Raw genomic sequence first — 24035 nt, forward strand, 5'->3', positions numbered from 1 at the left:
TGGAACCGTTCAAGGACGATTCTGGCTGCTTCGCACGCTCACGTCGAACCGGATGATGGCCAGTGGGTCCTGACCCTGGGGGCCTGCCCCGTTTCGTCCCTCCAACATTTCACTGACCGTCTCGGCCTCGGGCGGCGCACCGGTGGAGCCCACCAGCCACAGCGTCACCGGGCCTTCCTCTCCCGCGAGGCTCACGCCCGCGAGCCCCTGCGGCCCCTGCAGGTCGTGGGTGCCCGCGACCAGGGGGAAGTGGCCCAGCAGCTCCGGCGCCGCGCCCTGCCGTTGCTCGAAGAGCAGGGCGGTGCCCGCCTCGGTGGCGTGGTAGCGCAGGAGCAACACATCCGAATCCTCCACCGGGCTGCCCGGGTCCAGACGCCGCAGGACGCCCGCGCTGTCGCGTGCCACCACCGACAGCTCCAGGGCGACGCGTGCGCGTCCCTTCTCACCCGTCCATTCCGCCGCGGAGCCTTCCTGGCTGGCCGGATCCACCGCCCGCATGCGGGGCAGCAACACCACCGCCAGCAGGCACGCGGCGAGTCCTCCGGCGACCAGGCCCCAGTGCCCGGCCGCGGGCCGATGGGCTCGCAGCGCGCGCCGCACGCGCGCCAGACCCACGTCATCCAGGGGCGGGGCGGACGCGCCCGTCGGAGCGAGCCCCAGCAGCAGCGAGTCCACCTGGCCGTCGAGCAGGCCCGGGCCCGGGTGCGTGGCGAGGAACGCCTCGCACGTTTCACACGGGTGCGCCAGGTGCGCGGCGAAGTACGCCACGGCCTCGGGCTCTCGGCGGGAAAGGGCGCCCAGTGCGCCATCGTCCAGGTGTTTCATGAACACTCACTCCCACCGGCCGGCGAGGACTCGCCGCAGCAGCTCGCGCTTGATTCGAGACCGGAACCGCTCCAGCCGCATCGTCACCGCGCTTTTTCCCACGCCCAGCTTCTCCGCAATTTCCCGCGCGGACAGCTCACCCTCCACGTAGAAGAGGTGCACCGTCCGTTTCTCCTCGCCCTCGGGCAGCTCCGCGATGAGTCGCCGCACCACCGCGATGTCACGCTCCAGTTGAAGCGCCTCGGGAATGTGGGGAACCGATTCCGGATCCGGATCCGCCACGTCCTCCTCCAGCCGCCGGGTACTGGACTTCCGCTCCAGCCGCGTCCGGGCCCGGTTTCGGGCAATGGACAGCAGCCATGACTCGAAGGCCCCCGGCTCCTTCAGCCGGGGGAGCGCCCGGAACGCCCGGACGAAGGTCTCCTGGATGACGTCCTCCACCTCATCCGAGTCCAACTGGGCGAAGCCGCCCACCAGCCGCGTCACCAGGGGACGTGTGCGCCGGTAGATCTCGCTATAGGCAGACGCCTCCCCATGCGCTGCCCGCCGCACCCATTCCGTCAGTCCCTCCGACGCACCCACCTGTCCTCCAGACCCTCGCAAAGGCCCGCCGGCCACAGGGCCGGTGGACGCTACCGTCTCCATGGAAGCAAGCGGGCAACCTTCTTCTCGCTGGCACCCGGGGGGGCGCTGGGGGGAAGAATGTCTCCGCGGCCGTTCATTTCAAGAAGGGACACTGACATGCGCGTCATCAACTTCAACGCCGGCCCGGCCGGATTGCCACTACCGGCCCTCGAGCGGGCTCGGGACGAACTGATTGACTTCCAGGGCTCCGGCATGTCGGTGATGGAGCACAGCCACCGGGGACGGGAATACGAGGGGGTCCACGACGAAGCCATCTCCCTGTTGACCCGGCTGCTGGGGATTCCCGACACCCACCAGGTCCTGTTCCTCACTGGCGGCGCCTCCCAGCAGTTCGCCCAGGTGCCGATGAACTTCCTGAGGCCCGGGGCCAGCGCGGACTACCTCATGACGGGCGTGTGGAGCGAGAAGGCCTTCGACGAGGCGAAGTACTACGGCACGCCGCGCGTCGCGGTGAGCACTGCGCGGCCGGACAAGCGTTACACGCGGGTGCCCCGCCAGGATGAGCTGCGCCTCGAGTCGAGCGCGGCGTATGTCCACCTGACGAGCAACAACACCATCTTCGGCACCCAGTGGCACACCTTCCCGGACGTGGGGAACGTGCCGTTGGTGGCGGACATGAGCTCGGACTTCCTGTGGAAGGGCTTCGATGTCAGCCGCTTCGGCCTCATCTACGCGGGCGCGCAGAAGAACCTGGGGCCCTCCGGCGTGACGCTGGTGGTGGCTGACAAGGCGTTCATCGCGCGGGGCCGGACGGACATTCCGAAGATCTTCCGCTACACCACCCACGCGGAGAACAACTCGCTCTACAACACGCCGCCTACCCTGGCCATCTACCTGGTGCGCAACGTCCTGGCCTGGATTCAGTCGGTGGGGGGGCTCGCGCAGTTGGAGCAGTGGAACCGGGAAAAGGCGGCGTTGCTCTACGGGGCCGTGGATCGGCACCCGGAATTCTACCGCGCGCCGGTGGAGCGCGAATCCCGTTCAGTGATGAACGTTGTCTTCCAGTTGCCCACGGAAGCATTGGATGCGTCCTTCGTCGCTGACGCGAAGCAGCAAGGAATGGTGGGCCTCAAGGGGCACCGGACGGCCGGAGGAATCCGCGTTTCCATGTACAACGCGGTGAGCGTCGAAAATGTGCGCACGTTGGCCGCCTTCATGGACCACTTCGTGAAGACGCGCGGGTAGGCTGCGTCCAACCGCACGGATTACCCTCACCCGGAGGATTCATGAAAGCCACGCTGACCGCCGTCGTGCTGTCCCTGATGTTCGCCGCTCCGGCCTTCGCCAAGGAGGTCGCGGGGGTGAAGTACCCGGAGACCGCGTCCGTTGCCGGCAAGGAGCTGAAGCTCAACGGCGTGGGCTTGCGCAGCAAGCTGGTGTTCAAGGTCTACACGGCGGGGCTCTACCTGGAGACGCCGTCCAAGGATGGCGCCGCCATCATCAGCTCGGACCAGATCAAGCGTGTGCGCATGTACATGCTGCGGGACCTGGACAAGAAGACCATCGTCGATGCCATTGGCGACGGCTTCAAGAAGAACGCGGGCTCCAAGCTGCCGGAGCTCCAGCCCAAGCTGGACACCTTCAACGCGGCCATCCCGGACGTGAAGAAGGGTGACGAGCTCATCCTCACGTACATCCCCGGCCAGGGCACGCAGGTGTCCAGCAAGACGGGCAAGGAGATCTCCGTCGAGGGTAAGGACTTCTCCGACGCGCTCTTCTCCGTCTTCGTGGGCAAGAGCCCGGTGGATGGCAGCCTGCGTGACGGGATGCTCGGCAAGGACTGAGTGACTCCGGTGCGCGCCACGTGCGGCGTGGATGCCCCGTGTCTCCGAGCGAGGCACGGGGCGTCGTCGTTTCAGGGGCCGGATGCAATGCGTCCATGGTTCGCGCGTACATTCGGAGGACGGCCGGCCGCTGCGCGAGGGCGGGAGGTCTGATAGCAACCGGAGGGCACGAAGGAGGTCGTCATGGGAATCTGTACGTGGTTGGTGCTGGGTGGCATCGCGGGCTGGCTGGCCAGCATCATCAAGGGCACCAACGCCCGCATGGGCATGTTCGCCAACATCGCCACCGGCATCGTCGGGGCCATGATTGGCGGCTGGATTTTCAGTCTGATGGGCGGCACCGGGGTGACGGGCTTCAACCTCTGGTCACTGCTGGTGGCGACGGTGGGCTCCGTCATCCTCATCACCATTGTCCAAGCCATCCGGAAATGACGCCCGCCGCCCGCGTGCGCGCTCAGAAGAGACTGAGCTGCGGCGTAGGCGGCGGCTTGCGCTCCGGACGCCGGAAGGTGTCCGGAGCGTCCTCGGTGATGTAAGAGGCGCGGATGCCCACCTTGCGCGCCGCCGTGTGGAAGAGGCGGTGGATGGTCTCCGCGTAGAGGCCGCCACCGCGCATGCGGTGCTTGAAGCGGCTGTCGTTGAGCTCCCCGCCGCGGGTTTCCCGGATGCGGTGGAGCACCCGTTCCGCGCGCAGGGGCAGCTTCGCGCGCAGCCGCTCCGCGAAGACGTCCTTCACCGGGCCGGGCAGCCGCACCAGGATGTGGTGCGCGCGGGTGGCGCCGGCTTCACGTGCCGCGGCCAGCACGCGGTGGATGTCCTCGTCGTTGAGGCCCGGGATGATGGGCGCCACCGACACCGCCACGTCGATGCCCGCCTCGGTGAGTCGGCGGATGGTCAACAGCCGGCGCATGGGGGAGGCGGCATAGGGCTCCATGGCCCGGGCCAGCTCCGCGTTGTGGAAGGGGAGGCTGATGCTGACCCACAGGCGCGCGTCCCGGGCCAGCCGTTGGAGGACGTCCAAGTCCCGTTCGACGAGCACGCCCTTGGTGATGATGCCCACCGGATTGCGGTACTCGGCGCAGACCTCCAGGCAGCCTCGCGTCAGCCGTAAGGAGGCCTCCAGCGGCTGGTAGCAGTCGGTGACGCCGCTGAAGACGACGGTTTCACCCTTCCAGGAGGGTTTCTCGAAGGCCTCGCGGAGCAGCTCCGGCGCCCGGGGCTTCACCACCAGCTTCGTCTCGAAGTCGGTGCCCGCGCCCATGTCCAGGTACTGGTGCGTGGGCCGCGCGTAGCAGTACGCGCAGGCGTGGAGGCAGCCCCGGTACGGGTTGACGCTCCAACTGAACCCCACGTCCGGGCTGTCGTTGTGCGACAGCACCTGCCGGCTGTGGTCCTCGAAGACCTCCAGCTTGGACGGCGGGATTTCGTCCAGGTACTCCACCGCGGTGCTCGCCCAGGGGTTGGGCGGATTGTCGATGGGACGCGCCTTCATGCGCCCACCGTGGGCCTGAAAGCACGTTCAGTCAAGGGGCGAGCGACACCGAAAAAGGGGAACCCCCTGCAGAGAGTTCCCCCAGTGCATCATCCGGATGGTGGGCTGCTGAAACAGCGCGCTACCAGGTCCAGACGTAGAGCTTGTGGGTACCGACGGTGCCGCTCGTGTTGCTCACGTAGAGCCGCGCCCCGGGCCACGCGCAGTTGAGGTTCAGGTTGCTGTGCGTCTGGCCGACGTTGACGGTACCGGAGATGTTGTTGCTCCCGCAGTACGCGTAATACGACGTGGGGGCGGTACCGACGTTCTGGATGGAGAACGGCGTCACGCCGAACAGCCAGGTCGAGAAATCGCGCGTCTGACCAGCGTCAATCCACGCGGACTCCATGGCCTGCTCCACATCGCTCAGCTCAGGCTGCTGCATGGCCTGCTCTTCCTCCGGCGTGTACTCCCCACCGCAGCCAACGGCAGCCAGAGACAGCAGACCCACAACTCCCAACGTATTGAGCTTCTTCATGACTTCCCCCTCATTGCGAGTTGTCCCCGAATTGGAGACGCGCGGTGTGTATGGGGGTTTTCACTTAATGTAAATGGTGTGTTTTTGACACCCGGTGGGTTGAGACGGATTGCATCGCTGGATGACGCATCGCGGTGTCTGTGACATGGCCGGAGCGACCCGGCCCTTCTCGTGAGAGGGCCGGGCACTGGGGGCTCGGGAAACGGCTGACGTCCGGAGATACGGGCCGTCTCGTTGCCGCTACAAGACTTGTAGCCGACCCACCGAGTGAGGCTCGCGTCTGAGAGTTCAGGCGGGACGTGTTCGTTGGCGTGAGGCGTTGCGGAATGTTCAACCGCGGTGCGAACGACGCCAGGACATGCGGTTGCTACGGTTCAGGGCACGCTCGCGAGTGGCCGCAATCCGACGCCGACCCTCACGGGAAGCGCCCGGGTGGGGCCGATGACAATGGGTTTCTCGATGAGCTCCGGGCGGGTGGCCCGTGTGTCCGCGGGGTCCGGCACCCACACCGGGTCTCTGCCATTCGCCCCTCGCTTCCACGCGCGCGGGACGCGCCGGATGCCTACTGGGTAGATCGTCAATCCGGAGGCGTCGATGCGCAATCGCAGGAAGCACTTCCAGTCCGGAATGGCCAGTGAAGAGAACGCCTCATTCGCGTGGCAACCAAACACGTTGAGGGAGCTGATCAGGTACAGCCCCACCAGGACCGGAGCGACCAGGAAGCCAGACGTGAATAGCAGGAGCCAGCTTGCGATGTCTCGGCGCAGGCTTCCGGGAGCTCCCACGCCGAGCTGCTTCACCAGTGTGGCGGCCGCCCGAGTCAGCAGTCCTGCCGTGAGCAGGTGAGTCGACCCATGGAGTCCGCCCGCAAGCCATCGCCAGGATGCGCCCCGGCGCGCGTCCGCGAACGTGATGGCGCTCACGAGGGTGAGACCCCCGAGGAACAAGGTCCCTGTCCCCTTGAGCGCCCGGTGAAGCACGCGTGAGAGCTTGTCCGATACGCCCGTGCTGTTCATGTCAGATGCGAGCCCCCACCCAAGCTGCAGGTAGAAGGCACCCATGAAGACGCCGAACCATGGGTTGAGGAAGGGAAACGCCAGGTTGTGCCACGTGAGACGCCGTGATTTCTGGCTCGGCGGAAAGCACTGCCGCAGCTCGAAGCCCTCCGTCTCTCGTTTCTCGCCCGGCAGGTGTGTGGGGTAGAGGTAGGCCCCGCCTCCGCCAGCGATGATCTTCTGTCGTCCGTCCTTGCCCGAGTGCCGCATGTAGTGGTGAAGGTCTCCCGAAAGGAAGATGCTCACCTTCTTGCCCAGCACCAGTTGCTCCAGGAACTGGAGGTTGCCTTCCAATGCCTTGCGCCCGGCGATCGCCTTTATCTTGCTGACGGCCCACTCCGGCTCTGCGTTGCACAGGATGACGCGCTCTCCGTCCTGCATGTAGCTGACCACCTCTTTGAAGAACTCCACCTGCGTGTTGTCCAGGTCGGACTCCAACTGCATGTCCGTGCCGAGGAGCCACCAGCCATGCGGCAGCTTGATGGCGAAGTAGCTACGTCGCTGGCGCGTCCGCCACGCCTCCGATGTCCGGCCCTGGCAGAACAGCCGAACGAAGGAGACAAGCCCGTCGTACCAGTCATGGTTGCCTGGCACGGCGAACAGGGAGGGCACGCGCCGTCGGTGGTTCAGCGCCGCTTCATAGGGGCCCACTGTCCGGTCGTAGTACTCCTGTACGCTCGCGGTGGGGTACACCTCGTCACCCCCAAAGACGAGCACTTCGCCTCCCTGCGTGTGGTGAGTCTCCCCCTCCGGATCTTCCAGCGCCAGTGCTGGGTTCATCACCGCTGTCGCCACCGCATAGGTGGCGTTCCAGCCATCACCCAGGTCGGACACGTAGTCGAGCCACAGCACGTCGCGCGGCCGATTCTCGTCGTCCACGGTGCAGTCGAAGTAGGGCTGCTCCAGCGGCTGCTTCGGGTTGGTCAGCGCGTCCAGAAGGCGGCGATCCGCCTGCTTGCCAATGACAGCGGAGAGGAAGGCCTTCACCCCCGTCTTGACCAGGGTGCTCGGGTGGAACCACCGCACCATCGGTTTGCCATGCGGCTTGCGTGGTTCGTGGCGTCCCCCGGCGCCGATGGCGGTTCCCCCGCCGGCAGCTCGTATCGTCATATGCGTTCCTCCGTGGTGGGGTGTTTGCGGAGCGCCGTGGTTCGTGGCCAGTGCGCAATCAAGTGGTCTGAGAACCGGTCCGCGAGCGCGGCGATGGTGAGGCTCGGGTTGGGGCCGGTGGGGCCAGGCATCACCGAGCCGTCCGCCACGTACAGGCCGGGGTAGTGGAACGCCTCGCCATGGGCGTTCACCACCCCTTCTGCTGGCGTCTGTCCCATGGGGCAACCACCCAGCGGATGCACGGTGATGACCCGGCTCAAGTAACTGAGGGGGTTGTGCACCATCTTCGCCTCCAGCGCGTCGGCGATGTCCTCCATGGATTTCCGCACACGGCCGAAGTACTCGCGCGAACCATGCATGCGCCAGTCGATGTCCAGCTTCCCATCTCGTGTCAGCCGCATGTTCCCGTTGGGGATGTCCCGGCCCATGGCGAGTAGCGGCAGCGACGTGGCTGAGCCCAGGCAATCCCCCAGCGCTTCAGCAATCTCCTCGCTGACATCCGTGTCGCGCGTCAGGCCGATCCAGCCCTTGACGAGGCGCCAGGCCAGGCGCATGCCTCGCCTCAGAAGGGGGGCCTGCTGCGAGCCTTCATAGAGCCAGTTGATGAACTCCGGGTAGCCCGCGTCCTCGATGTAGTAGCCGCGCCCGGTGCCGCCCTCCTCCTTGCCACGGAAGTGGAGCGCGCTGGTGATGACGGGGCCTCTTCCGCCATCCAGCACCCGAGGCAGACGGGTCCCGGAGCTGCTGTCCACGCTGCGCAGCAGGAAGCCCAGCAGGTCTCCATTGCCGCAGAAGCGTGTGCCGAGCCGGGCGCTCAGGCGTGGAAAGTGCGCCCGGTTCTTCAGCAGCAGGTACGTGGTGCCGAAGGTGCCCGCCCCCAGTACGAGCCGGTCCGCGGTGAGCGTCACCCGCTGGAGTTGGTCCGAGGCCACCTCGCGCCGCTCGCCTTCGCGGGCCTCGGCATGGTCCACGTACTGAACCACGTAGCCCCCTCCATCCGCGGGCCAGAACTCTTTCACCTCCGCGCGGGTGCGCAGGTCAGCCCCCGCGCGATGCGCAGCGGACAGGTACGTGAAGTCGAGTGTGTTCTTGCTGCCGTAGTTGCACCCGATGTCGCACTCGCCACACAGCCGGCAGGTGGTTCGCATGCGGCCGAAGAGGTTCGGCGCCGCCTCGCGAATGGGCTCGCCGAGCGCGGGCGCCGCCCCGGCGTTGGCGAAGGTGATGGCCAGCGGAGGAAGCTGCCAGTCGGCTGCACGGCCCAGGCGTTCGGCGGCAAGCTTCATGGCCAGCGTCTTTGCCGTGGCGTCGTAGGGAGGGTGCGCCAGCGGAAATCGCTGGACGTGCATCATCCGCTCGACGGCGTCGTAGTGTTCTTCGAGGTCGTCACGGGTGACAGGCCAATACTCATAACCGCCGGTCTGCGGATGCTCATGGACGAAGGTCTTCTCGTCCTTGCGCAGCATGACGTTGGCGTAGATGAGCGAGCCTCCGCCCAGCCCGGAGGAGACGACGCCGCCCAGCCCCCGGAAGGACCAGAGGTTGAACATGCCGTGCAACCCCTTGCTCGGGTCCCAGAAGTTGTTGCGCATGTCGTAGGGACTGCGCGGGAACGTGCCAGGTGGATAGGCCTTTCCTCGTTCCAGAACGCACACGCGCAAGCCGGCCTCTGCCAGTCGGTACGCCATCACCGAGCCGCCAAAGCCAGAGCCCACGATGATTGCGTCGAAGTGCTCGGGACGAAATGCCATTACAAGCTCCTCTCCATGGATGAGGCGGAGGGCGCTTCCCCCGCCTGCCGGGCCCAGGGCGCATAGACGTCCCAAAGCGTCCCCAGGAAGAACCTGCCGAAGTGGCTCACGGCGCCGAATCCCGCGGTGCCATGGCGGGACGAGCGCATGCTGCCGAGGAGTTCGACGAGCGCCCGTTTGCCAAGCGTCAGTACGCCCGCGCCCACCACGGGGCCTCGGGCATCCGGGCCCTCGTGGAGGTAGCAGTAGAGTCGCGTGGTGTCCCGCCAGAGGTCGAACCCAGGCTCATCGCGAAGCGTCTTGGTGCCCTCCAGGAAGTACTCGCGGCCCTTCGCGCCGAAGCGCAGGCCGTAGCTCATGAGCTTCGTGCCGGGCTCCTCCGCATTGCGGAAGAGGTTGAAGTGGCCCTGTTGCACGGGGAGTTCCTTGCCCAGGGGTGGGTAGCTGACGCGCGCCTCCAGCCGGGCAGTGTGAGCTGCATCGCGGGTGAAGGCATCCATGTCATCCACGCTGATGGTGCAATGCATGGTGAAGCGCGCGGCATTGGCCTGGGTCGCCCCCTCCATGGGGTCTGTGGCGCCCATCGCCAGGGGGCCGGACATGCGCTCTCTGAAGGTGAGGTCGGGTGCGGGTTCCGTCATGTGCATCATCTCCGGGGTGAGGGCAGTCCCCGCTCGCCGGCCACCGTGAGGTAGCGTCAGGCGTCGGAGCAGCCCAGGTCGAAGGAGGAACGGGTTCGTGGCGCCTCATGTGTGTGGGGGCCCTGGCGGCTTCTGAGGTGTCTTCCCCTGGCCCATCCCCATCACGCTCTCCAGCCCCTCCGGGTACGTCTCCGCGGGCAGCACGGCCTGACTGAGGAACCAGGTCTCGAAGTGGTCGTCGAGCACCCCGCTGGATGTGGGCAGGAAGCTCGTGAAGAACGCGCGCCGGGAGATGCCTAGCGCCCGGAGTGGTCGAATGCGTGGATGGTCACCCATGACGAGCCGTGCACCCGCGCGCTTCCCCAGCCGGAAGCCAAACTTCCCTCGGAAGTAGATGTAGCTTTTGAAGAGCATGCCGCGGAACGCGCAGTAATTGACGGCTGTGGCGTACAGCGGCAGCCACGCGCGGCGAGGCCGGTCGATTTCGATGAGGGCCACCTGCTGGCCGCCCTCGTCGTAGCGGCTGCTCACCGTTCCGTCCTGGATACGGAAGTCCAGGTTTGCCAGGTGTTTGGGCATGCCCCAGATGCCCTTGCCTCCCTTCACGGAGACCTCCGTGTTGACGGGAAGGTCGAACACGTACTGGCCCAGGCCGTGGCGTTTCTGGAACATGAGGGGCAGCAGCGGGCGTGATGGCCGGGGACCGCGAGTGCATGCGATGGCAATGCTGAACTCAATGTATGCGCCGATGTCGGTGGTGCGATAGTCGATGACGGTGACGAGCAGTACGCCTCTCCGGCGTGACACTCGAAGTGGGTGCAGTTCGTTGCCGGGTAGCAGCCGGGCTGCCTGCTCGGCATCGACAGTGAATGCGGCCATCAGCACCGGCGAGGACTTGGAATTGATAGGCAGCGTGTAGGGGATGCCGTCCACGCGCGAGTAACGGCCGGACTGTGCCTGGATGCGGCTGGGCAGGCGGAACAACATGGCGGCGCTCCTTCACACCGGTTTGTCGAGTTCGGCGAGGATGAGGGGGAAAACATCACGGGAGGCGTCCTGGCCCATGAACATGTCCAGGTGGCCGTAACCGGGGACCAGATGCAGCATGTGGTAGCCGGGACGGAATCGCTCCAGGTGCTCGAAGCTGCGGCGCTGACTCTCCGAGAGGAAGCAGCGATTCTGCTCACCGGCAAGGAAGACGAAGCGTGCGTCCGTCTCCGGCTCACGCACTGCCAGGTCCTCTGGCAACGCCTGGAAGCCCTCCACAGGCACCAGGTGTCCTGCGCGCACGCACTCGGACATCTGGTGGAAGAATGTGAGGGGGACCTTGGCGAACTCCTGCTGGAGCCAGTCGTGCGTCTCGGAATTGAGGTTCTCGTGGCGCCAGAGCACGGGAAACCCGACGCCATAGGTGAAGCTGGACCAGCGGCACACCAGGTTGGTGCACTCATGGTGGAAGGCTCGGACCAGGAGCGTGAGAAGCCTGGCTGTCAGCGTGGGCGGGCCAAAGGCCCACTGTGGATCCAGGTAAGGCGTCAGCCTGGCCACCGGAGCGACGGCGAGCTTCAGCTTCAACGCAGCCGCGTGGGGTACCACTGGGTGAAGAGACACGGCGTTGGTGACGATGACGTCTACTTCAGGAAGCAGCCCGGACACCGCGGCCATGGCGAAACTGCATGAGCCCTGGCAGTGGATGATGGCCTTGACGGTGTCGTGCCCGGATTCGCGCACCACCGTGCGGATGGCAGCCGGGTGGTCCAGGACGGCCGCCTGGTCGAGCGTCCACTCGCTGGGCTCAACGTCGATGCTGGCGCGCCAGTTCTCTAGCCACACGTCGTATCCGTCGGCCACGAGCGCGTCGACGAGCGTCTGCCGTACCGGCGCGCGGAAGATGTTGCTACGGACGCCCGCGCCGTGCACCAAGACGACTGGCCCCTTGTTCGGCTTTGCATCACCGCGGATGCGGATCAGGTGCAACGCACGCCCGTCACCCGCTAGGAAAGGAATGACCTCCTCCGAGTAACTGGCGGTGCTGTGGGGTTCAGCTGGCATGGCGCCACTCCTCCCTGCTCGAGCAGAACGGCGGCCGACGTGGCGGCCGCCACCTGATTCCTCCTGGCCGCATGACGTGGGTCAGGGGGGCTCTGCTCAAACGTGGGGCACGGCCGCACCACGTACAACTGGGTCGGCTTCCATCACTGTTTGTGACAGCAAGGCGCCGTCCGTTTCAACGCAGCTCCGCCCTTTCGCTCGTTGCGTGATGTCGGCTGGCTGGGGAGGGCGGCGGTGGCGAGCGGAGAGCCCTCCTCCTTCACGAGGCGCAGCGCCCACGGGTTCACTTGCCGGAGCAACGACAGAGAGGCGGGTAGGACACGGGAGGTTCGCGAGGCACGTGTCAGCATGCTCGATGGGCGATGTCTCGCTCATGTCGGACACGCATCGGTGTGGCGGATGGTATCAAGTTGCAAATCGCCACGTCATGGGCGCGCGGGCGATGGGGACCTCGTCGTCAGGACTCCCTCCGGGAAGCTCATCCACGGCGGCAACCGGGGGCCCGGCATTGAAACGGACCATGGGACGCTGGACCGGATTGCGTCAGCCGGAGTGCTCCCCGGAGCACCCGGCGCACGTCGTGTCCTTCACGTAACTCGGTGGTCGGTAGAGGGCGTCATGCGCTGATGGGGCCTGGTCCCTCGCGGCACCGCCTGTTGCCGCGAGAGACGAGGTGATGAGCCACTTTCCGCGGAAGTGAGACAGCCTCGGTGTCGACGTGCGTCAAGCAGACATCGAGGGACTGGCGCTATGCTGCCGCATCATGATCTGCCAAGCCTGCGCTCGGCTCCGTGACGTGGCCTTGGGGGCCATGTGTCAGGAGTGCGGTGCCCCGCTCGTGCCCGCCACTGAGCCGAATCTCGATGCACTCGTCAGGGAGACCCTGCGTCGTCACATCGAAGGTTGGCAGGCCAGCGCGCTCATCGACGTCGTCACCGCGACCCGGCTCGCCGAGTCCCTCGCGCCTGGCGCAGCCGACCCTCACCCCGAAACCCCGAAGGCAGAGGAGGGCGAGCAGGCCTCCGCCCAGGACCTCTTCGAAGCGGTAGCTGTCCCTCCCGTGGACGCGGCGACCCGCGCGGAAGCCTGGGCCGATGGTGCCGCGACCTCGCTTCGTGACGGGGGAGAATGGCGGCTCTGGGGCTGGGGCGCTGCGCTCGCGCGCTCGTTGGACGAAGCCGCGAAGGCGGAGCGGGAGCAGAGAGCGCGCACGCGTCGAGGGCTCCGGCCTGACTCGGAGGCGGGGGATGACGACCTGGGCGCGGCGCTGGATTCCGGGCAGACGTTCTTCGACCGGGGTGCATCAGGCCCGCTCAGCGGAGGGCTCGAGGCCGTCGTGGCGCTCGATGCACGGCCGGAGAGCGCGCCCCGGTTCCAGGAGTTCATCTGGTGGTTCCTTGGCGCGATGCTGGTGCTGGGCGGCTCGCTCATGGGCGTGCGCGAAGCCTGGCAGGCGCTCGGCGGCGTTCCGCGCCAGCTCCTCGTCACGGGCGCTCTGTGGGGATACCACGCGGGCTTCATCGGGCTCGGTGTGCTCCTGTCCCGGCGCTCCATGCCGGTGGGGCGCGTGCTCTCGGGCATTGGCCTCGCGTTGCTCCCCGTCGCCTTCATCGCGCTGTCGTCGCTGTTCGCCCTGTCACCTGGGCTCGGTGTCGCGGTGGCGCTTGGCGCCGCCGCGCTGGGCATGGTGCCGCTGAGGTCGGCGGGACGCCTGCTGCATGGCACTTCCGCCGCGGCCCTGGGGTTGGCGCTCCTGCCCTCCCTGTTCGCGGGGCTTCCACTGATGGCGCTCGAGGACGCGCCCTGGCTGCGCACGCTCTGTGCCTCCGTGGGTGTCATGGCCCTGACCGCCACGGTATGGCGCGCACGGAAGGCGACGGAGGGAAAAACGGCGCTCGTCAGCGCGAGCGCCGCGCTCTATGGCGCGCTGTGGCTCGCCGTCTTCTGTGTGGTGAGCGCACCGTCGGGCTTCGACGCCCTGGAGCCAGGTAGCGCCCTGTTCGCGGGCCTCACGCTGTGGGCCCAGGCATTGGCCACCGTCATCGCCGTGGCCGCGACCACCGACGCCGCGCGCGAGGCCCATCCGCGCGTGAGTCCGGTGCTGGAGATTGTGGCCTACGCGGTGCTCGCCAGTGGCGCGGTCGTGGGCGCGCTGGGCGCGTTCTCCAGCGAGCCCGGAGGGGACTTCCAGGTCGACCTGGCCTCGGCGCTCGCGCCACTCATCGCGGCGGGTGTCTTCTTCCTGCTGGAGCCACGGCGGCGGGCCCTGGTCCACCTCATGGTGATGACGACGCTCCTCGCCGGAGCCTTGTTCGCTCGCACGCAGGCGCCGACGGATCCGGGCTGGTGGGTATTCGGCGGCACGGTGGCGACCGCGGGCTTGATGTTCCTGGCGCGTTGGAGTGCCTTTCCGGGACTTCGTATCCGCCTGCTCGCCTGGACCCTCCTTGGGTCGCTGGTGGCAATGCCCTTGGTAAGCCAGGTGGGCAGCGCCGCCTCGCCGTGGCCCCAGGTGCTGACGGGGCTGGTCATCGCTGGGGCCGCGCACGTTGCTGGCGGCTGGCGCTGGCGGGGCCTGCACTACCTGGGCGGCGTGGGCCTTCTCTTCGGTGTGCTCGCCTTCGTCGAGGGGACCCCGGCGTTGGAGGGAAGCTGGGGCCGGCTGGCGGTCTTCGCGCTCGTGAGTGGGCTCTACGGTGTCGCGGGGCTCGTGCAGGGCGCGTGGGCGCAGCCTGCGTCGCGAAGGGATGGGCTGCTGCCCCTGGATGACCTCGCCCTCTGCCTGGCCGCGGCGGGAGTCCTCCTGGCCGTGGATTCCTCTCCGAGCGCTCCGGACCTGCTCGTGTCAGTCACGGGGCTGTCAGCCAGTGTGCTCTCCGCGCTTCCCACGGCCGTGGTTACGGCCTGGCTGCTGCTGCGTGTCCGGCGGGATGGCAGCAGGCTCGTCGGGTTCCTCGCGGCCTCGGGGCTCGCGCTCGCGGTCTCCCAGGTGATGGGCACCGTCTCCGACTTCGCATCCCCGCGAGCCGCCCTGGTCGCCGCGTCATTGGCGCTCGGCTTCGCGGCCTTCTCCGCACTGCGCGGCCGCACTCCGCTGGATGCCGCGGACACCGCTGCCGGGCGCGAGAGGCGGAGGATGTTCGACCTCTTCAGGCTGCCGCTCGGTGCGCGGGGGCTGCCGCTCTTCACGGATGGTTTCGCCACGGCGGCGCTGGTGCAGACGGTCATCGCCGCGCTCACGCTGGCCGGGTGGCTGGCCAGGCCCACGGATGCAGAGCGCGCCACGTGCCTGCTCGCGGCCGGTCTGCTCCTCCTGGTCGCGCTGGTGGCCTTCGTGTCGCGCGGATTCGAGGCCTGGCACCTGCGCGGCTCGGTGGTGACGCTCGCGTCGCTGGGCGCGTTCATCGCGCTCACCGCTCTGCTCAACCGCGCGGGCCGGCCGTCGCCGCCGGACGTCGCCGCTCTGCGGACCTCGCTCATCGGCATCGCGCTCTGGGGCGTCGCGCTGGCGACACGGCGCTTCGGGCCCTGGATCGCCGGGCTTCTGGAGAAGCCTCGTCACGGCAAGCTCTACCACTGGGTTCCCCATCTGGGCGTGGCGCTCCTGGCATGTGTGCTCCTGAAAGGCGCGCTCCTCGTCGGCCTGCCCCGGCCGTCCCGTGCGCTGGCCCTCATTCCGCCCCTGATGTTGCTGGGGCCCGCGGTGTTGATGTTGCTGCTCTCCGTGTCCGCGCGCTCGGTGCGGCTCGCGAGCGTGGGGCTCTGGCTCGGCCTGCCAGGTGCGGCACTCTGGGCCGCGAGGCAGTCGCTGTTCGGGCCCAGGCTCACGCACGCGTGGTCGTCCGAAGGCAGGTGGGTCCGCATCGGCGCCGAGTCCCTGCACTGGCTCGATAAGGACGCGTGGCTCGCACCAGGAGACACAGTGTTCCTGCTGTGGCAGCGGGCTTTCGCGGGCATCGCCGCCGCGGGGCTCGTCTATGCCGTTGCCTCGCTCCGGGGGCTGCCCGACTCCTTCCAGCGCCTGTTTCAGCGCCATTCGGTCATCAGTGTGGGCGTGGTCTTCGTCGCGGCCCTCTTCCAGCCCGGGCTCACGGCGGCAGGCCTGGTCTGCATCGCCGGTCTGGTGCTGTTCCTCGGAGGGGCCAGGGCGCAGGGGCGCGGTGTGCTTGGTGCGAGCATCCTCTTGCTGGTCCACGCGTTGGCGCACCGAGAGGACATCTTCGAGTTGTGGCCCGGCCCGGTGCTGGCGCTGGCGGGGCTGGCGGTGGTGACGCTGGGGCCGTGGTTCGTCCGGCGCAGGGGCTTGTCCGAGAGCGCTGCTCGCATGCGCATCCACCAGGCCATGGCCATCTATCTGTTGGCAGCGCTCGTGTACGCGTTGGCGACGAATGGAACGCCGTCGTCGACGCTCGCAGCGCTCAACCTCCTGGGGGAGATGCTGCTGAGCATGGGCGGGAGCTGGATGGTCTCTCCCGCGTTGCCTGTGACACTGGCGCTCGTCGCCGCGTCGGTGCTCGTGGCGGCTTTCCAGTGGAAGGGCACGCTCGCCTCGCTCGTCGCGACGCTGGGGGCCTGGGTGGTGGGCGGCACGTTTGTCGCCTCACTCATGGCCTTCCTTTCGATGCGCGCGAGTCTGGTCGGCCCGTGGCTGCGTTATGGCGCGCTCTTCATCCTCCATGGCGCGGCCCTGTCCCTGGCCGCCTCCGTGGGCGTGCTGGCCCTCCATGCCGCCCAGGAGTGGGTGCGGAGGCGCCGGTCGGACGTCGCCGGCGGCCTGTCGTGGGGACGCGACACAGGGTTCGTGGTGAGTGGACTGATGCTCGCGGCCCTGGCGGTGGGGGGCTCCGCTTCCGACGGCGCTCTTCCGCTGGAGATCGCCTCCATTGGCATCCTGGTGTTGGTGGCGCTGCACTGCGCTTGGAGCCAGCACACCGGCAGGCACGTCTACTTCGTGCAGACAGCGGTGGTCGGCGTCTACGCCCTGGTGCGCAATCTGTATGCACCGGGCCTGCGCGCCGAGCACGACGCATTCTTCGCGCTGGCCCTGGGCTTCATCCTGGTGGGAGTGACGGTGCTGGCCCGGCGGGCGGGCGTGCAGCCCGTGGAGGCGGCCACCCGGCGCTTCGCGGCACTGCTGCCCGTGGGCATGGCGCTGGTGCTGCCAGGCGAGGCGACGCAGGAGGCGGCACTGCTCGCGGGGGGCTCCGGACTCCTGTACGCGACGCTGGGCGCGGTGGAGCGCAGCCGGCTGTTCGGTGCATTCGCCGCGGCCGCGTGCAACTTCGCGCTGCTCATCTCCGCGCTGGCCTTTGGCCTGGAGGGTTTGGAAATCTACCTGGCGCCCATGGGTTTGCTGTTGTTGATGCTGGGCCAGCTCTTCGCGGAGAGCCTGCCGCACGCCGCGCGCAACACGGTGCGAATCCTCGGGGGCTTGTTGCTATATGTGCCCGCGGCGGCGCGCATCGCGGTCCAGGTGGGCCAGTCTCCCGACGGCACGTATGCGCTCGTCTTCGGCGGGGTGTGTCTGCTCGGCGTGGTGGCGGGCATGGTGTTCCAGATTCGCGCCTACCTGGCGTTGGGGACCCTGTTCCTCACGCTGGACGTCGCGGCCACGCTGCTCGACGCTGGGCTGAGGGACCACCGCATCGGCTTCCTGGTGATGACGCTCACCGGGCTCACACTCATTGGCGGGCGCGTCCTGACGACGTTGAAGCGTCAGGAGTGGGAAATGCTCGTGCGGCGGGTCCGCGTCCAGCTTCGCGGTTGGGATTGAGCGCGCGGGTGGCGGCCCAAGCCCCGGGCTCCCTGCGGCCCCTGCGCCGCTGGGGGGGGCACCGACGTTGGCCCCTGGGATGCTTGCGCCGGCTACTTGAAGCAAAGGGTGGTCGTGGTCACCACGTCAGTTCGCTTGACCCATTCGACTGTCCTGCAGGTCTCGCCGGGACCGCAGGCGTCATCGTCCTGGCAGCGGCGGTGACACTGGCGGTCGCCCTTCTCCGCCTGGCAGTAGAGCTCTTCGTCACGGGCGGGTGGGCCACAGACCTGGCTGATGTAGCACTCCTCGTCGGCGTTCGCGCACACGTCGGTGAAGGAGCAGGTCGCGAGCGAGGAATTCGGTAGATGGGACGTATCGTCTCCGCAGCCAGCGGAGACCAGAAGGCAGAGCAGGCTCATCAGTGACAGTCGCATGGGACCTCGGGAAAGGGTGAGGGGTTTCTCCAAGTATACGATAGGCGAATGGTGCGGGCCATCAACGCCCCACTGGCGTGGGCGCGGAGGCGTCGTGGGCAGGCGCGTGCAACTTCGTGGCTGGGATTGAGGGGCGCGCCGCTGCTGTCTTTTCTTTTCTCTTCACTCCCGAGAATCGAGAAGGCTGCCTCGTGCTGGGCCAGGAGTCTCAGCCTTCGTGTCCAGGGTGGGTGTTGCCTTACGGTCGACGCGGTGATGCCAGGAGAAAATGCTGTCCAATGGCACACGCGTTCTGGATTCGAAATGCGTGCCTTTAAAGCTGAAAATGGAATTCATGCGTTCATTGTTGTGGCGGTTATCCGGCGTGACAGTCCTCACGTCGGACCGCCATCCCCAAGTCGAAGCGGATTGGAGCAAGACAATGAAGGTCAGTCGAGTGGCCCCCATGTGGCGAATGCTGAGTGCGGCCCTGGCGTTCGGCATGATGAGCGCGTGCGGTTCTGAGTTGGAGGACGAATCCGTCGTTTCCGAAGAGGCGCCGGTGGGCGGCGAGTCGTCATCGGACTCGGCGTCGGCGATGGCCGGTGACCGTTATGCCAACGCAGTCGTCCAAAGCGGTGTCATTGCCGTCCTCAATCCGAACAACGCCGTGGGCGCACCGGATGGGAACGCCGCGACGTTCCTGGGGCTCCTGGGCGGCTCGATGGTCCTGGACATGGGCCTGGGCGAAGAGGGCACAGGGCCGCTGCGCGTCTACTACCAGGGCCTTTCGCTGGCGGTCATCGCCCAGGTGGAATTCCTTCGTGGGGACATGAGCATCATCAGCACGGGACAGGCGAACCTGCTGGACCTGGGGCTCGGGACTCACTCCACGCTGGTGCCATTCAGCAGCTCCACGCCGTATCGCTATGTGAGGCTGCGCGGTGGGGTTGCCTCGTTGTACGGCTTGGACGCGGTGGAGGATACGGGCGGTGGTGCGAGCGCTGTGTGTGGCGATGGCCGTATCAACAATGGGGAGCAGTGTGACGACGGCAACCGGGTTTCGTCGGATGGCTGTAGCAGCACCTGCCGGGTGGAGCCCGGGTACACCTGCAATGGCATGCAGCCCAGTGTCTGCACGGACGTCAATGAATGCACGAATGGCACTGCGCAGTGTTCGGTGAATGCGATTTGCACGAACACGCCGGGAAGTTACACCTGCACCTGCAGACCGGGCTACTGGGGAAATGGTTGGACGTGCAGTGACATCGACGAGTGCTCGAACGGGACTGCCGCGTGCAATCCCAGCCAGGTGTGTGTCAACACGCCGGGTGGCTATGAGTGCGTGGGTGGCTCCTGTCCGGCTCCCCGGGTGCAGTGTGGCGCGCAGTGCGTGGATGTGTCGTCGGACGTGAACAACTGCGGCGCCTGCGGCGTTGTCTGTCCGGCGGCGAAGACCTGCTCGTCGGGCGTCTGTGTCATGAGGTAGCCGGGACCGACGCTGTCGCTCGCGGAATGACATCATGAGCTGGCAGGCTCACCGCCCTCGCGGCGCAACACGGCGCCGCGAGGGTCGGGGTTCTCCTGGCGCTGTGATGGGACGCTGCGCGGTGGCTCAGGACTTCTTCCTGGCTTCGTCAATCACCTCTTGCTTGGAGAGGGGCTTGAGCGAGCCGTCCGGCTGGCCCTGGAAGAAGTCGAACTCGTGGATGGTGCCCTTGACCAGGTACTCCTTGTCCCGCGCCGAGTTCACCATCGCGCGTTCGCGAAACGTGAACGAGGGCTTCTCGGGGTCCACTCCGACTTGGGGCATGACGGCGCGCTCTTCGGGTGTGGGCTGCCAGAGCGGCTGTGGACGTGGCTCGGAGCGCAGCACCGCGGTCTCGTCGAAGCCGGGCCTGGTGCTCGTTCGGAGGTCGCGCTGGATGTCGAACTGGTCGAGCACCACACCGCTCTTGGGGTCCTTGGCCGGGTTGGTGACGATGCGGTCCTTGCCGTAGAGCGGGTTGTCGACCAGGGGCCCCGTGGCCGTGCCGTCCACGCCCACCGGCGGGCCGCTGAAGGACGTATACGGAGTCTTCGCCTTGATGGACTTTTCGCCATCGACGTGGTCGGAGGCACTGGTGGTGACGCTGTCGCCCGCGGGCTGGAGCTTGCCGTGCTTGTCGATGGCGGACTTCGACGTTCCGTATCCCGGTTGGATGGCGTCGAACGCGAAGTTCTCACGGCGCGACAGCGGAACATCCGGCTTGATACGAGGCGTGGCCGAGTTGTTGCCGCCATCACGGCGATCCATGGCATCCATGATGTCGCTCATCAGGTCCAGGCTGTTGTTCCGTGCCCGCGTCTCGCTCGCAATTTGAGACGGGCTTGGAGCCTTGGTGGAGTGATGGGCGACCTGCCGCGGCATGCGGGTGGGTGCCCCGTGGCTGCCGGAGTGGGACACTCCTCGCGCGCCTTGCTTCAACAACGTCGTCGTTACCCTCGTGATGGTACCCATGATGTAGCCCCCCCCTGGTCTGAAGCATGAGGTGCGTTCCTTCATGCCTTTGTACGAATTGTCCTTCATCTGCGCACGGAGTTGCGTGGGGGGAGGACGATTTGGGCGAGGGCGCAGTTGTGCCCCGTTCGACGCCTCCGTCATTCGAGGGTGGGCCTTCCGGGACGAAGTGAGTCGCCACGAGATGCACTTAATGGACAGCTCACGTCCACAGTCGCGGGAAAGACACAGCCTCAGCGGCCCTCGCCAGGGAATGACGTGGTCGCTCCAACGTGTGCGTTGCCATGGCCAGATACGCACCCTAGCGTCGCACCTGCCATTGGCGGATGAAGAGCCCGTTGTCGCCCCACCTACTCTCCGAGGTCAGAGGATGCGCAGATTGCTGCCCCAGGACGTCTTTGTTTCCAGCACCGCTCTTGAACGATGCGAGTCTCCCGCCCGTGCCGCACTCAGACTCGTGGGAGTCTTTTTCGTCGCCCTGTTCCTCGGAGTGCCAGGCGGCGCGGAGGCATCCGATGCCTCGCTCGCGCCGAACTTCTATTCGGGACATGGAATCACGGTTCATGCGGTGCGGCACATCACGGATAGGCTCATCGACGTGGAAATCTCCACGCCGCTGATCGCGCCTCACGCGGTCTATGACCCACGCCACCACGTTCGGGTGCTCCTGCCGACGGGGTATTACAACAACCCGGGCGTGCGTTACCCCGCGGTCTACCTGTTGCACGGGGGTGGAGGCGCGAACTCGGCTCAGTGGGTGGAGTTCGGTGCGGCGTATGCGATTACCGAGAACATGCCCGTCATCACCATCATGCCGGATGGCGGCAAGGTCGGTTGGTACACGAACTGGGTCTTCCCTCGCGGGGTGAATCAGGCGTGGGAGGAGTTCCACCTCAACCAGCTCATTCCGTGGGTGGACCAGAACCTTCGCACGCTGGCGTACAAGCGGGGCCGTGCTATCGCGGGGCTGTCCATGGGCGGCTTCGGGGCCATCAGCTATGCCGCGCGGCGCCCCGACCTGTTTGCCTATGCGGCCAGTTTCTCGGGGGCCCTGGACCTGGGTGACGCCGCCATCCGCGCCACCGTCACGGAGGAGGGGACACGGTGGCTTCAGAATCCGGATGGGGCGTTTGGCTCTCCCTTCTGGCCCTTCGACCAGGCCTGGAACATGAACAACCCCATTCCGCGTGCGGCGTCTCTGCGGGGCGTTGCCGTCGCCTTGTATGCGGGGTCGGGCATCTGGGATGGGGATGTGCTCGAACGCGTCCCGGGGGCGTCCACGGACCGGTTCCACCATGCGCTGAATGCCGCGGGCGTGCCGCACCACTACGAGATGTATGGCCGCCCAGCGCCGGGCCAGAAGCCCTTCGGTTGTGACGGCGGACACAACTTCAGTTGCTGGAACTACGCGTTCTTCGACGTGCTGCCGCGCATGTTGGCCGTGCTTGACGGGCCGTAAGCCCAACGGCACGTCAGGTGATGGAGCCCTTCGTCCGATGCGAAGGGCTCCCACTGCCACCCGCGCGAGCGGAGCGCCTTCTTCCTGCGGCCTCTTGGGGCGGGTGCTGGATGAGTGGGTCCACGAAGGGAGATGCTTCTCCTCAGTGGCTCAGCAACCACGTCGCGAGCGGTTGCCACGCGAGCGTCGGTGCATCCGCCGCGTACAAGAGGTCGCCATGGCCGAAGTCCTCGGACACTCGCTCCGGGCCGAAGCGGCGGACGACGAGCGCCGTGACATCCGTCGATGACACCCGGGTCGTCGAATACAGCCCGTAGTCACCGAACGCGCCAGCGGCGCCGAGGTAGAACAACGGGACGCGGATGTTCGAGAGCTCGGGCCTTGGTGTCGCCCCGCACCAGATTTCGTCGAGTTCCACGGTCTCACGCAGCGACTGGTGCGGCGGCGCGCTGGCGAACCACGCGCTCACGCTGTCCTCGGACGACTCGCGCAATGCCGCAACGTCGCCGTTGGCGTCGAGGATGGGCGCGCTCAGGTGGTACAGCGGCGTGTATGGCGCGAGAAGGTAGGTGAGGCCATTCATCGCGAGCAGTGCACCGCGGTTGGTGTAGCTCGAAAACACTGGAGACTGCGCCTGGGGGGCGCTCCGGGCCAGCTCGCCCAACGTGATGAAGAAGCTGTTGTCGGAGTCGGTCACGCCTTGAGCAAGCGCCTCACGTCCCGCGGCGGCATTGGCGCACGCAAGCTCGCGCAGTTCCGCGTGCTCGGGCGCGATGTCGTAGTAGGCGTCGAGCACGGCGACCGCCGACACGTGGCGGCCGTTGGCGGCGGCATACGCGTAGGCCAGCTCGCCGCCATGCGAGAATCCGCCGAGCACGATTCGGCCCTTGTCACGGTCGCCGCTGAGCCGTGCTGCCCGTGCGAAGGTGAGCGCGACGGTGATGTCTCCGAGCTCCTGGGCAACCCCCATCTCGCCCAGGTCGGAGATGTCTCCGTAGGCGGAGGGCAGCGTCCAGCGACGGTCAACGCCCCAGACGTCGATGTCCCGGGCCGCCAGGTACGGTGCGAGCCCCGGCGCCGATGACGCGGGATTGCCGAGTGTCGGCACGAAGTTCGTGACGAAGTTGGCGAAGTCTCCGTGAAGCAACATGATCGCGTGGGCGGGCGACCGTGGCCGCCACGGTGCGCGCTCTCGGACGACGCGATGGACCCGCACGATGGCGTTTGGTGCGGTGCTGACACGAATGTCGAATCGGTAGTGATAGACGTCTTCGGTCACGAACTCACGTAACACCGCGAACGGTGTTGGAGTTGACGCGAGCGATTCCGCTTCAGTTTCAATCCGCGAAGGTGGGGATGCGAATGCGGACGTGCATGCGAACAACACGATGAACGAAAGACCAAGATTGGACATTCGGGACCCTTCAGGTGCACTCGAGACGGGATGTGACATGCCCCCAGAATGGGAAGGGGCTGGCCCTCTCAGAACGAAGAGCTCGGCGCGGACATATCGTCCCGTTTTCATTGAAGCTTCGCTTTGTGGAAGCAGAGCCGGAAGCCAGTCACTCAAGGTGGTGGTGCCCGAGCGTGAGGAATCCGAAGCGACGCAACGCCTGGTTGAGAGCTGCACGGACGCGGACTGACTTGAGGTCAGCTCGACACGGAAATGGACTGTCAGATCTCCTGGTGTTGCGCTCTGACAGGTAGGCCCATCTCCTTTGTGGGCCACGGCAATTCCCATCACGGCCGAAAGTGCCCTGTCATGTCGTTGACTCAGAGTCTGGCTTGAAGAGACACTTCTCGCTCACCAAGGGAGGCCGAACATGAAGAAGCCTGCTCGTACGAAGCGTGCAAAGACTCTCAAGGTCACGGTGCGCGTTCTGAAGGTGTCCGCGCTCAAGGCATTTGAAACCAACGTGTCCAGCATTTCCCACATTTCGAAGTAGCGGCGTCCCGGGCACGACATGGGCGTTCAATCAGGTGTCGTGCTCCTCGAAATGGCGAGGGGGAGCTCCATCCTTCAGACCCGCAGGGCG

At 66.8% G+C, this 24035-nt stretch carries 18 protein-coding genes; 6 read left to right on the forward strand and 12 right to left on the reverse strand.

The annotated features are described in order from the left end of the window. Nucleotides 1–9: 9 nt before the first annotated feature. Both FMQ63_RS14865 and FMQ63_RS14870 read right to left on the reverse strand, forming a co-directional pair. On the reverse strand, nucleotides 10–825 hold the full coding sequence (locus FMQ63_RS14865; RefSeq protein ID WP_216609028.1) for a hypothetical protein: 816 nt from the start codon (nucleotides 823–825) through the stop codon (nucleotides 10–12). Between the two features lie 6 nt (nucleotides 826–831). Next, the gene (locus tag FMQ63_RS14870; RefSeq protein WP_026114018.1) at nucleotides 832–1407 is read right to left on the reverse strand and encodes an RNA polymerase sigma factor; all 576 of its coding nucleotides are present in this window, start codon (nucleotides 1405–1407) and stop codon (nucleotides 832–834) included. Nucleotides 1408–1566: 159 nt separating this feature from the next. On the opposite strand from FMQ63_RS14870, the gene serC reads away from it, so the two are divergent. The 3 genes from serC to FMQ63_RS14885 all read left to right on the forward strand — a co-directional run bounded on the left by serC (nucleotide 1567) and on the right by FMQ63_RS14885 (nucleotide 3686). Beyond that, on the forward strand, nucleotides 1567–2655 hold the full coding sequence (serC, locus tag FMQ63_RS14875; protein WP_011554926.1) for a 3-phosphoserine/phosphohydroxythreonine transaminase: 1089 nt from the start codon (nucleotides 1567–1569) through the stop codon (nucleotides 2653–2655). 41 nt (nucleotides 2656–2696) lie between these two features. Continuing rightward, the gene (locus FMQ63_RS14880; protein ID WP_011554925.1) at nucleotides 2697–3254 is read left to right on the forward strand and encodes a chalcone isomerase family protein; all 558 of its coding nucleotides are present in this window, start codon (nucleotides 2697–2699) and stop codon (nucleotides 3252–3254) included. A 183-nt stretch (nucleotides 3255–3437) separates the two neighbouring features. Continuing rightward, a complete protein-coding gene (locus FMQ63_RS14885) occupies nucleotides 3438–3686 on the forward strand; it encodes a GlsB/YeaQ/YmgE family stress response membrane protein (protein WP_011554924.1) in 249 nt (82 codons plus the stop codon). A gap of 22 nt (nucleotides 3687–3708) precedes the next feature. On the opposite strand, the gene FMQ63_RS14890 is transcribed toward FMQ63_RS14885, so the two are convergent. From FMQ63_RS14890 to FMQ63_RS14920, 7 genes are all read right to left on the reverse strand, one after another. After that, nucleotides 3709–4746 (reverse strand): PA0069 family radical SAM protein, encoded by a 1038-nt coding sequence (locus FMQ63_RS14890; protein WP_011554923.1) that lies wholly within the window; start codon nucleotides 4744–4746, stop codon nucleotides 3709–3711. A gap of 121 nt (nucleotides 4747–4867) precedes the next feature. After that, the gene (locus FMQ63_RS14895) at nucleotides 4868–5263 is read right to left on the reverse strand and encodes a hypothetical protein (RefSeq protein WP_011554922.1); all 396 of its coding nucleotides are present in this window, start codon (nucleotides 5261–5263) and stop codon (nucleotides 4868–4870) included. A gap of 374 nt (nucleotides 5264–5637) precedes the next feature. After that, a complete protein-coding gene (locus FMQ63_RS14900; RefSeq protein WP_225909378.1) occupies nucleotides 5638–7347 on the reverse strand; it encodes a hypothetical protein in 1710 nt (569 codons plus the stop codon). Nucleotides 7348–7424: 77 nt separating this feature from the next. Further along, the gene (locus FMQ63_RS14905; protein ID WP_011554920.1) at nucleotides 7425–9179 is read right to left on the reverse strand and encodes a GMC oxidoreductase; all 1755 of its coding nucleotides are present in this window, start codon (nucleotides 9177–9179) and stop codon (nucleotides 7425–7427) included. Then, nucleotides 9179–9820: a hypothetical protein gene (locus FMQ63_RS14910; RefSeq protein ID WP_020478686.1), complete on the reverse strand. Its 642-nt coding sequence runs from the start codon at nucleotides 9818–9820 to the stop codon at nucleotides 9179–9181. Before FMQ63_RS14910 ends, FMQ63_RS14905 begins: the two co-directional genes overlap by 1 nt. Before the next feature lie 105 nt (nucleotides 9821–9925). Beyond that, on the reverse strand, nucleotides 9926–10807 hold the full coding sequence (locus tag FMQ63_RS14915) for an acetoacetate decarboxylase family protein (RefSeq protein WP_011554918.1): 882 nt from the start codon (nucleotides 10805–10807) through the stop codon (nucleotides 9926–9928). A 12-nt stretch (nucleotides 10808–10819) separates the two neighbouring features. Beyond that, a complete protein-coding gene (locus FMQ63_RS14920; RefSeq protein WP_011554917.1) occupies nucleotides 10820–11872 on the reverse strand; it encodes an esterase in 1053 nt (350 codons plus the stop codon). Nucleotides 11873–12635: 763 nt separating this feature from the next. Between FMQ63_RS14920 and FMQ63_RS14925 the strand changes: the two genes are divergently transcribed. Then, nucleotides 12636–17645, forward strand: a complete 5010-nt coding sequence (locus FMQ63_RS14925; RefSeq protein ID WP_216609032.1) for a hypothetical protein — start codon at nucleotides 12636–12638, stop codon at nucleotides 17643–17645. 92 nt (nucleotides 17646–17737) lie between these two features. Here FMQ63_RS14925 and FMQ63_RS14930 read toward each other — a convergent pair whose 3' ends face one another. After that, a complete protein-coding gene (locus FMQ63_RS14930) occupies nucleotides 17738–18061 on the reverse strand; it encodes a hypothetical protein (RefSeq protein WP_020478687.1) in 324 nt (107 codons plus the stop codon). Nucleotides 18062–18482: 421 nt separating this feature from the next. Here FMQ63_RS14930 and FMQ63_RS14935 point away from each other — a divergent pair, with 421 nt between their 5' ends. Next, the gene (locus FMQ63_RS14935) at nucleotides 18483–19529 is read left to right on the forward strand and encodes an EGF domain-containing protein (RefSeq protein ID WP_228556422.1); all 1047 of its coding nucleotides are present in this window, start codon (nucleotides 18483–18485) and stop codon (nucleotides 19527–19529) included. Between the two features lie 126 nt (nucleotides 19530–19655). Here the strand turns inward: FMQ63_RS14935 and FMQ63_RS37925 are convergent, their stop codons facing one another. After that, a complete protein-coding gene (locus FMQ63_RS37925; RefSeq protein ID WP_228556423.1) occupies nucleotides 19656–20336 on the reverse strand; it encodes a hypothetical protein in 681 nt (226 codons plus the stop codon). Nucleotides 20337–20997: 661 nt separating this feature from the next. Here FMQ63_RS37925 and FMQ63_RS14945 point away from each other — a divergent pair. Further along, the gene (locus tag FMQ63_RS14945; protein WP_020478689.1) at nucleotides 20998–21999 is read left to right on the forward strand and encodes an alpha/beta hydrolase family protein; all 1002 of its coding nucleotides are present in this window, start codon (nucleotides 20998–21000) and stop codon (nucleotides 21997–21999) included. Between the two features lie 142 nt (nucleotides 22000–22141). On the opposite strand, the gene FMQ63_RS14950 is transcribed toward FMQ63_RS14945, so the two are convergent. Beyond that, complete coding sequence (locus FMQ63_RS14950) at nucleotides 22142–23413, reverse strand: lipoprotein (protein ID WP_043612429.1); 1272 nt, start codon at nucleotides 23411–23413, stop codon at nucleotides 22142–22144. Between the last annotated feature and the right edge of the window lie 622 nt (nucleotides 23414–24035).

Origin of the sequence: Myxococcus sp. CA005 (assembly GCF_006518205.1) — a bacterium.
In the GTDB taxonomy this organism is placed as follows: Bacteria; Myxococcota; Myxococcia; order Myxococcales; family Myxococcaceae; genus Myxococcus; species Myxococcus xanthus.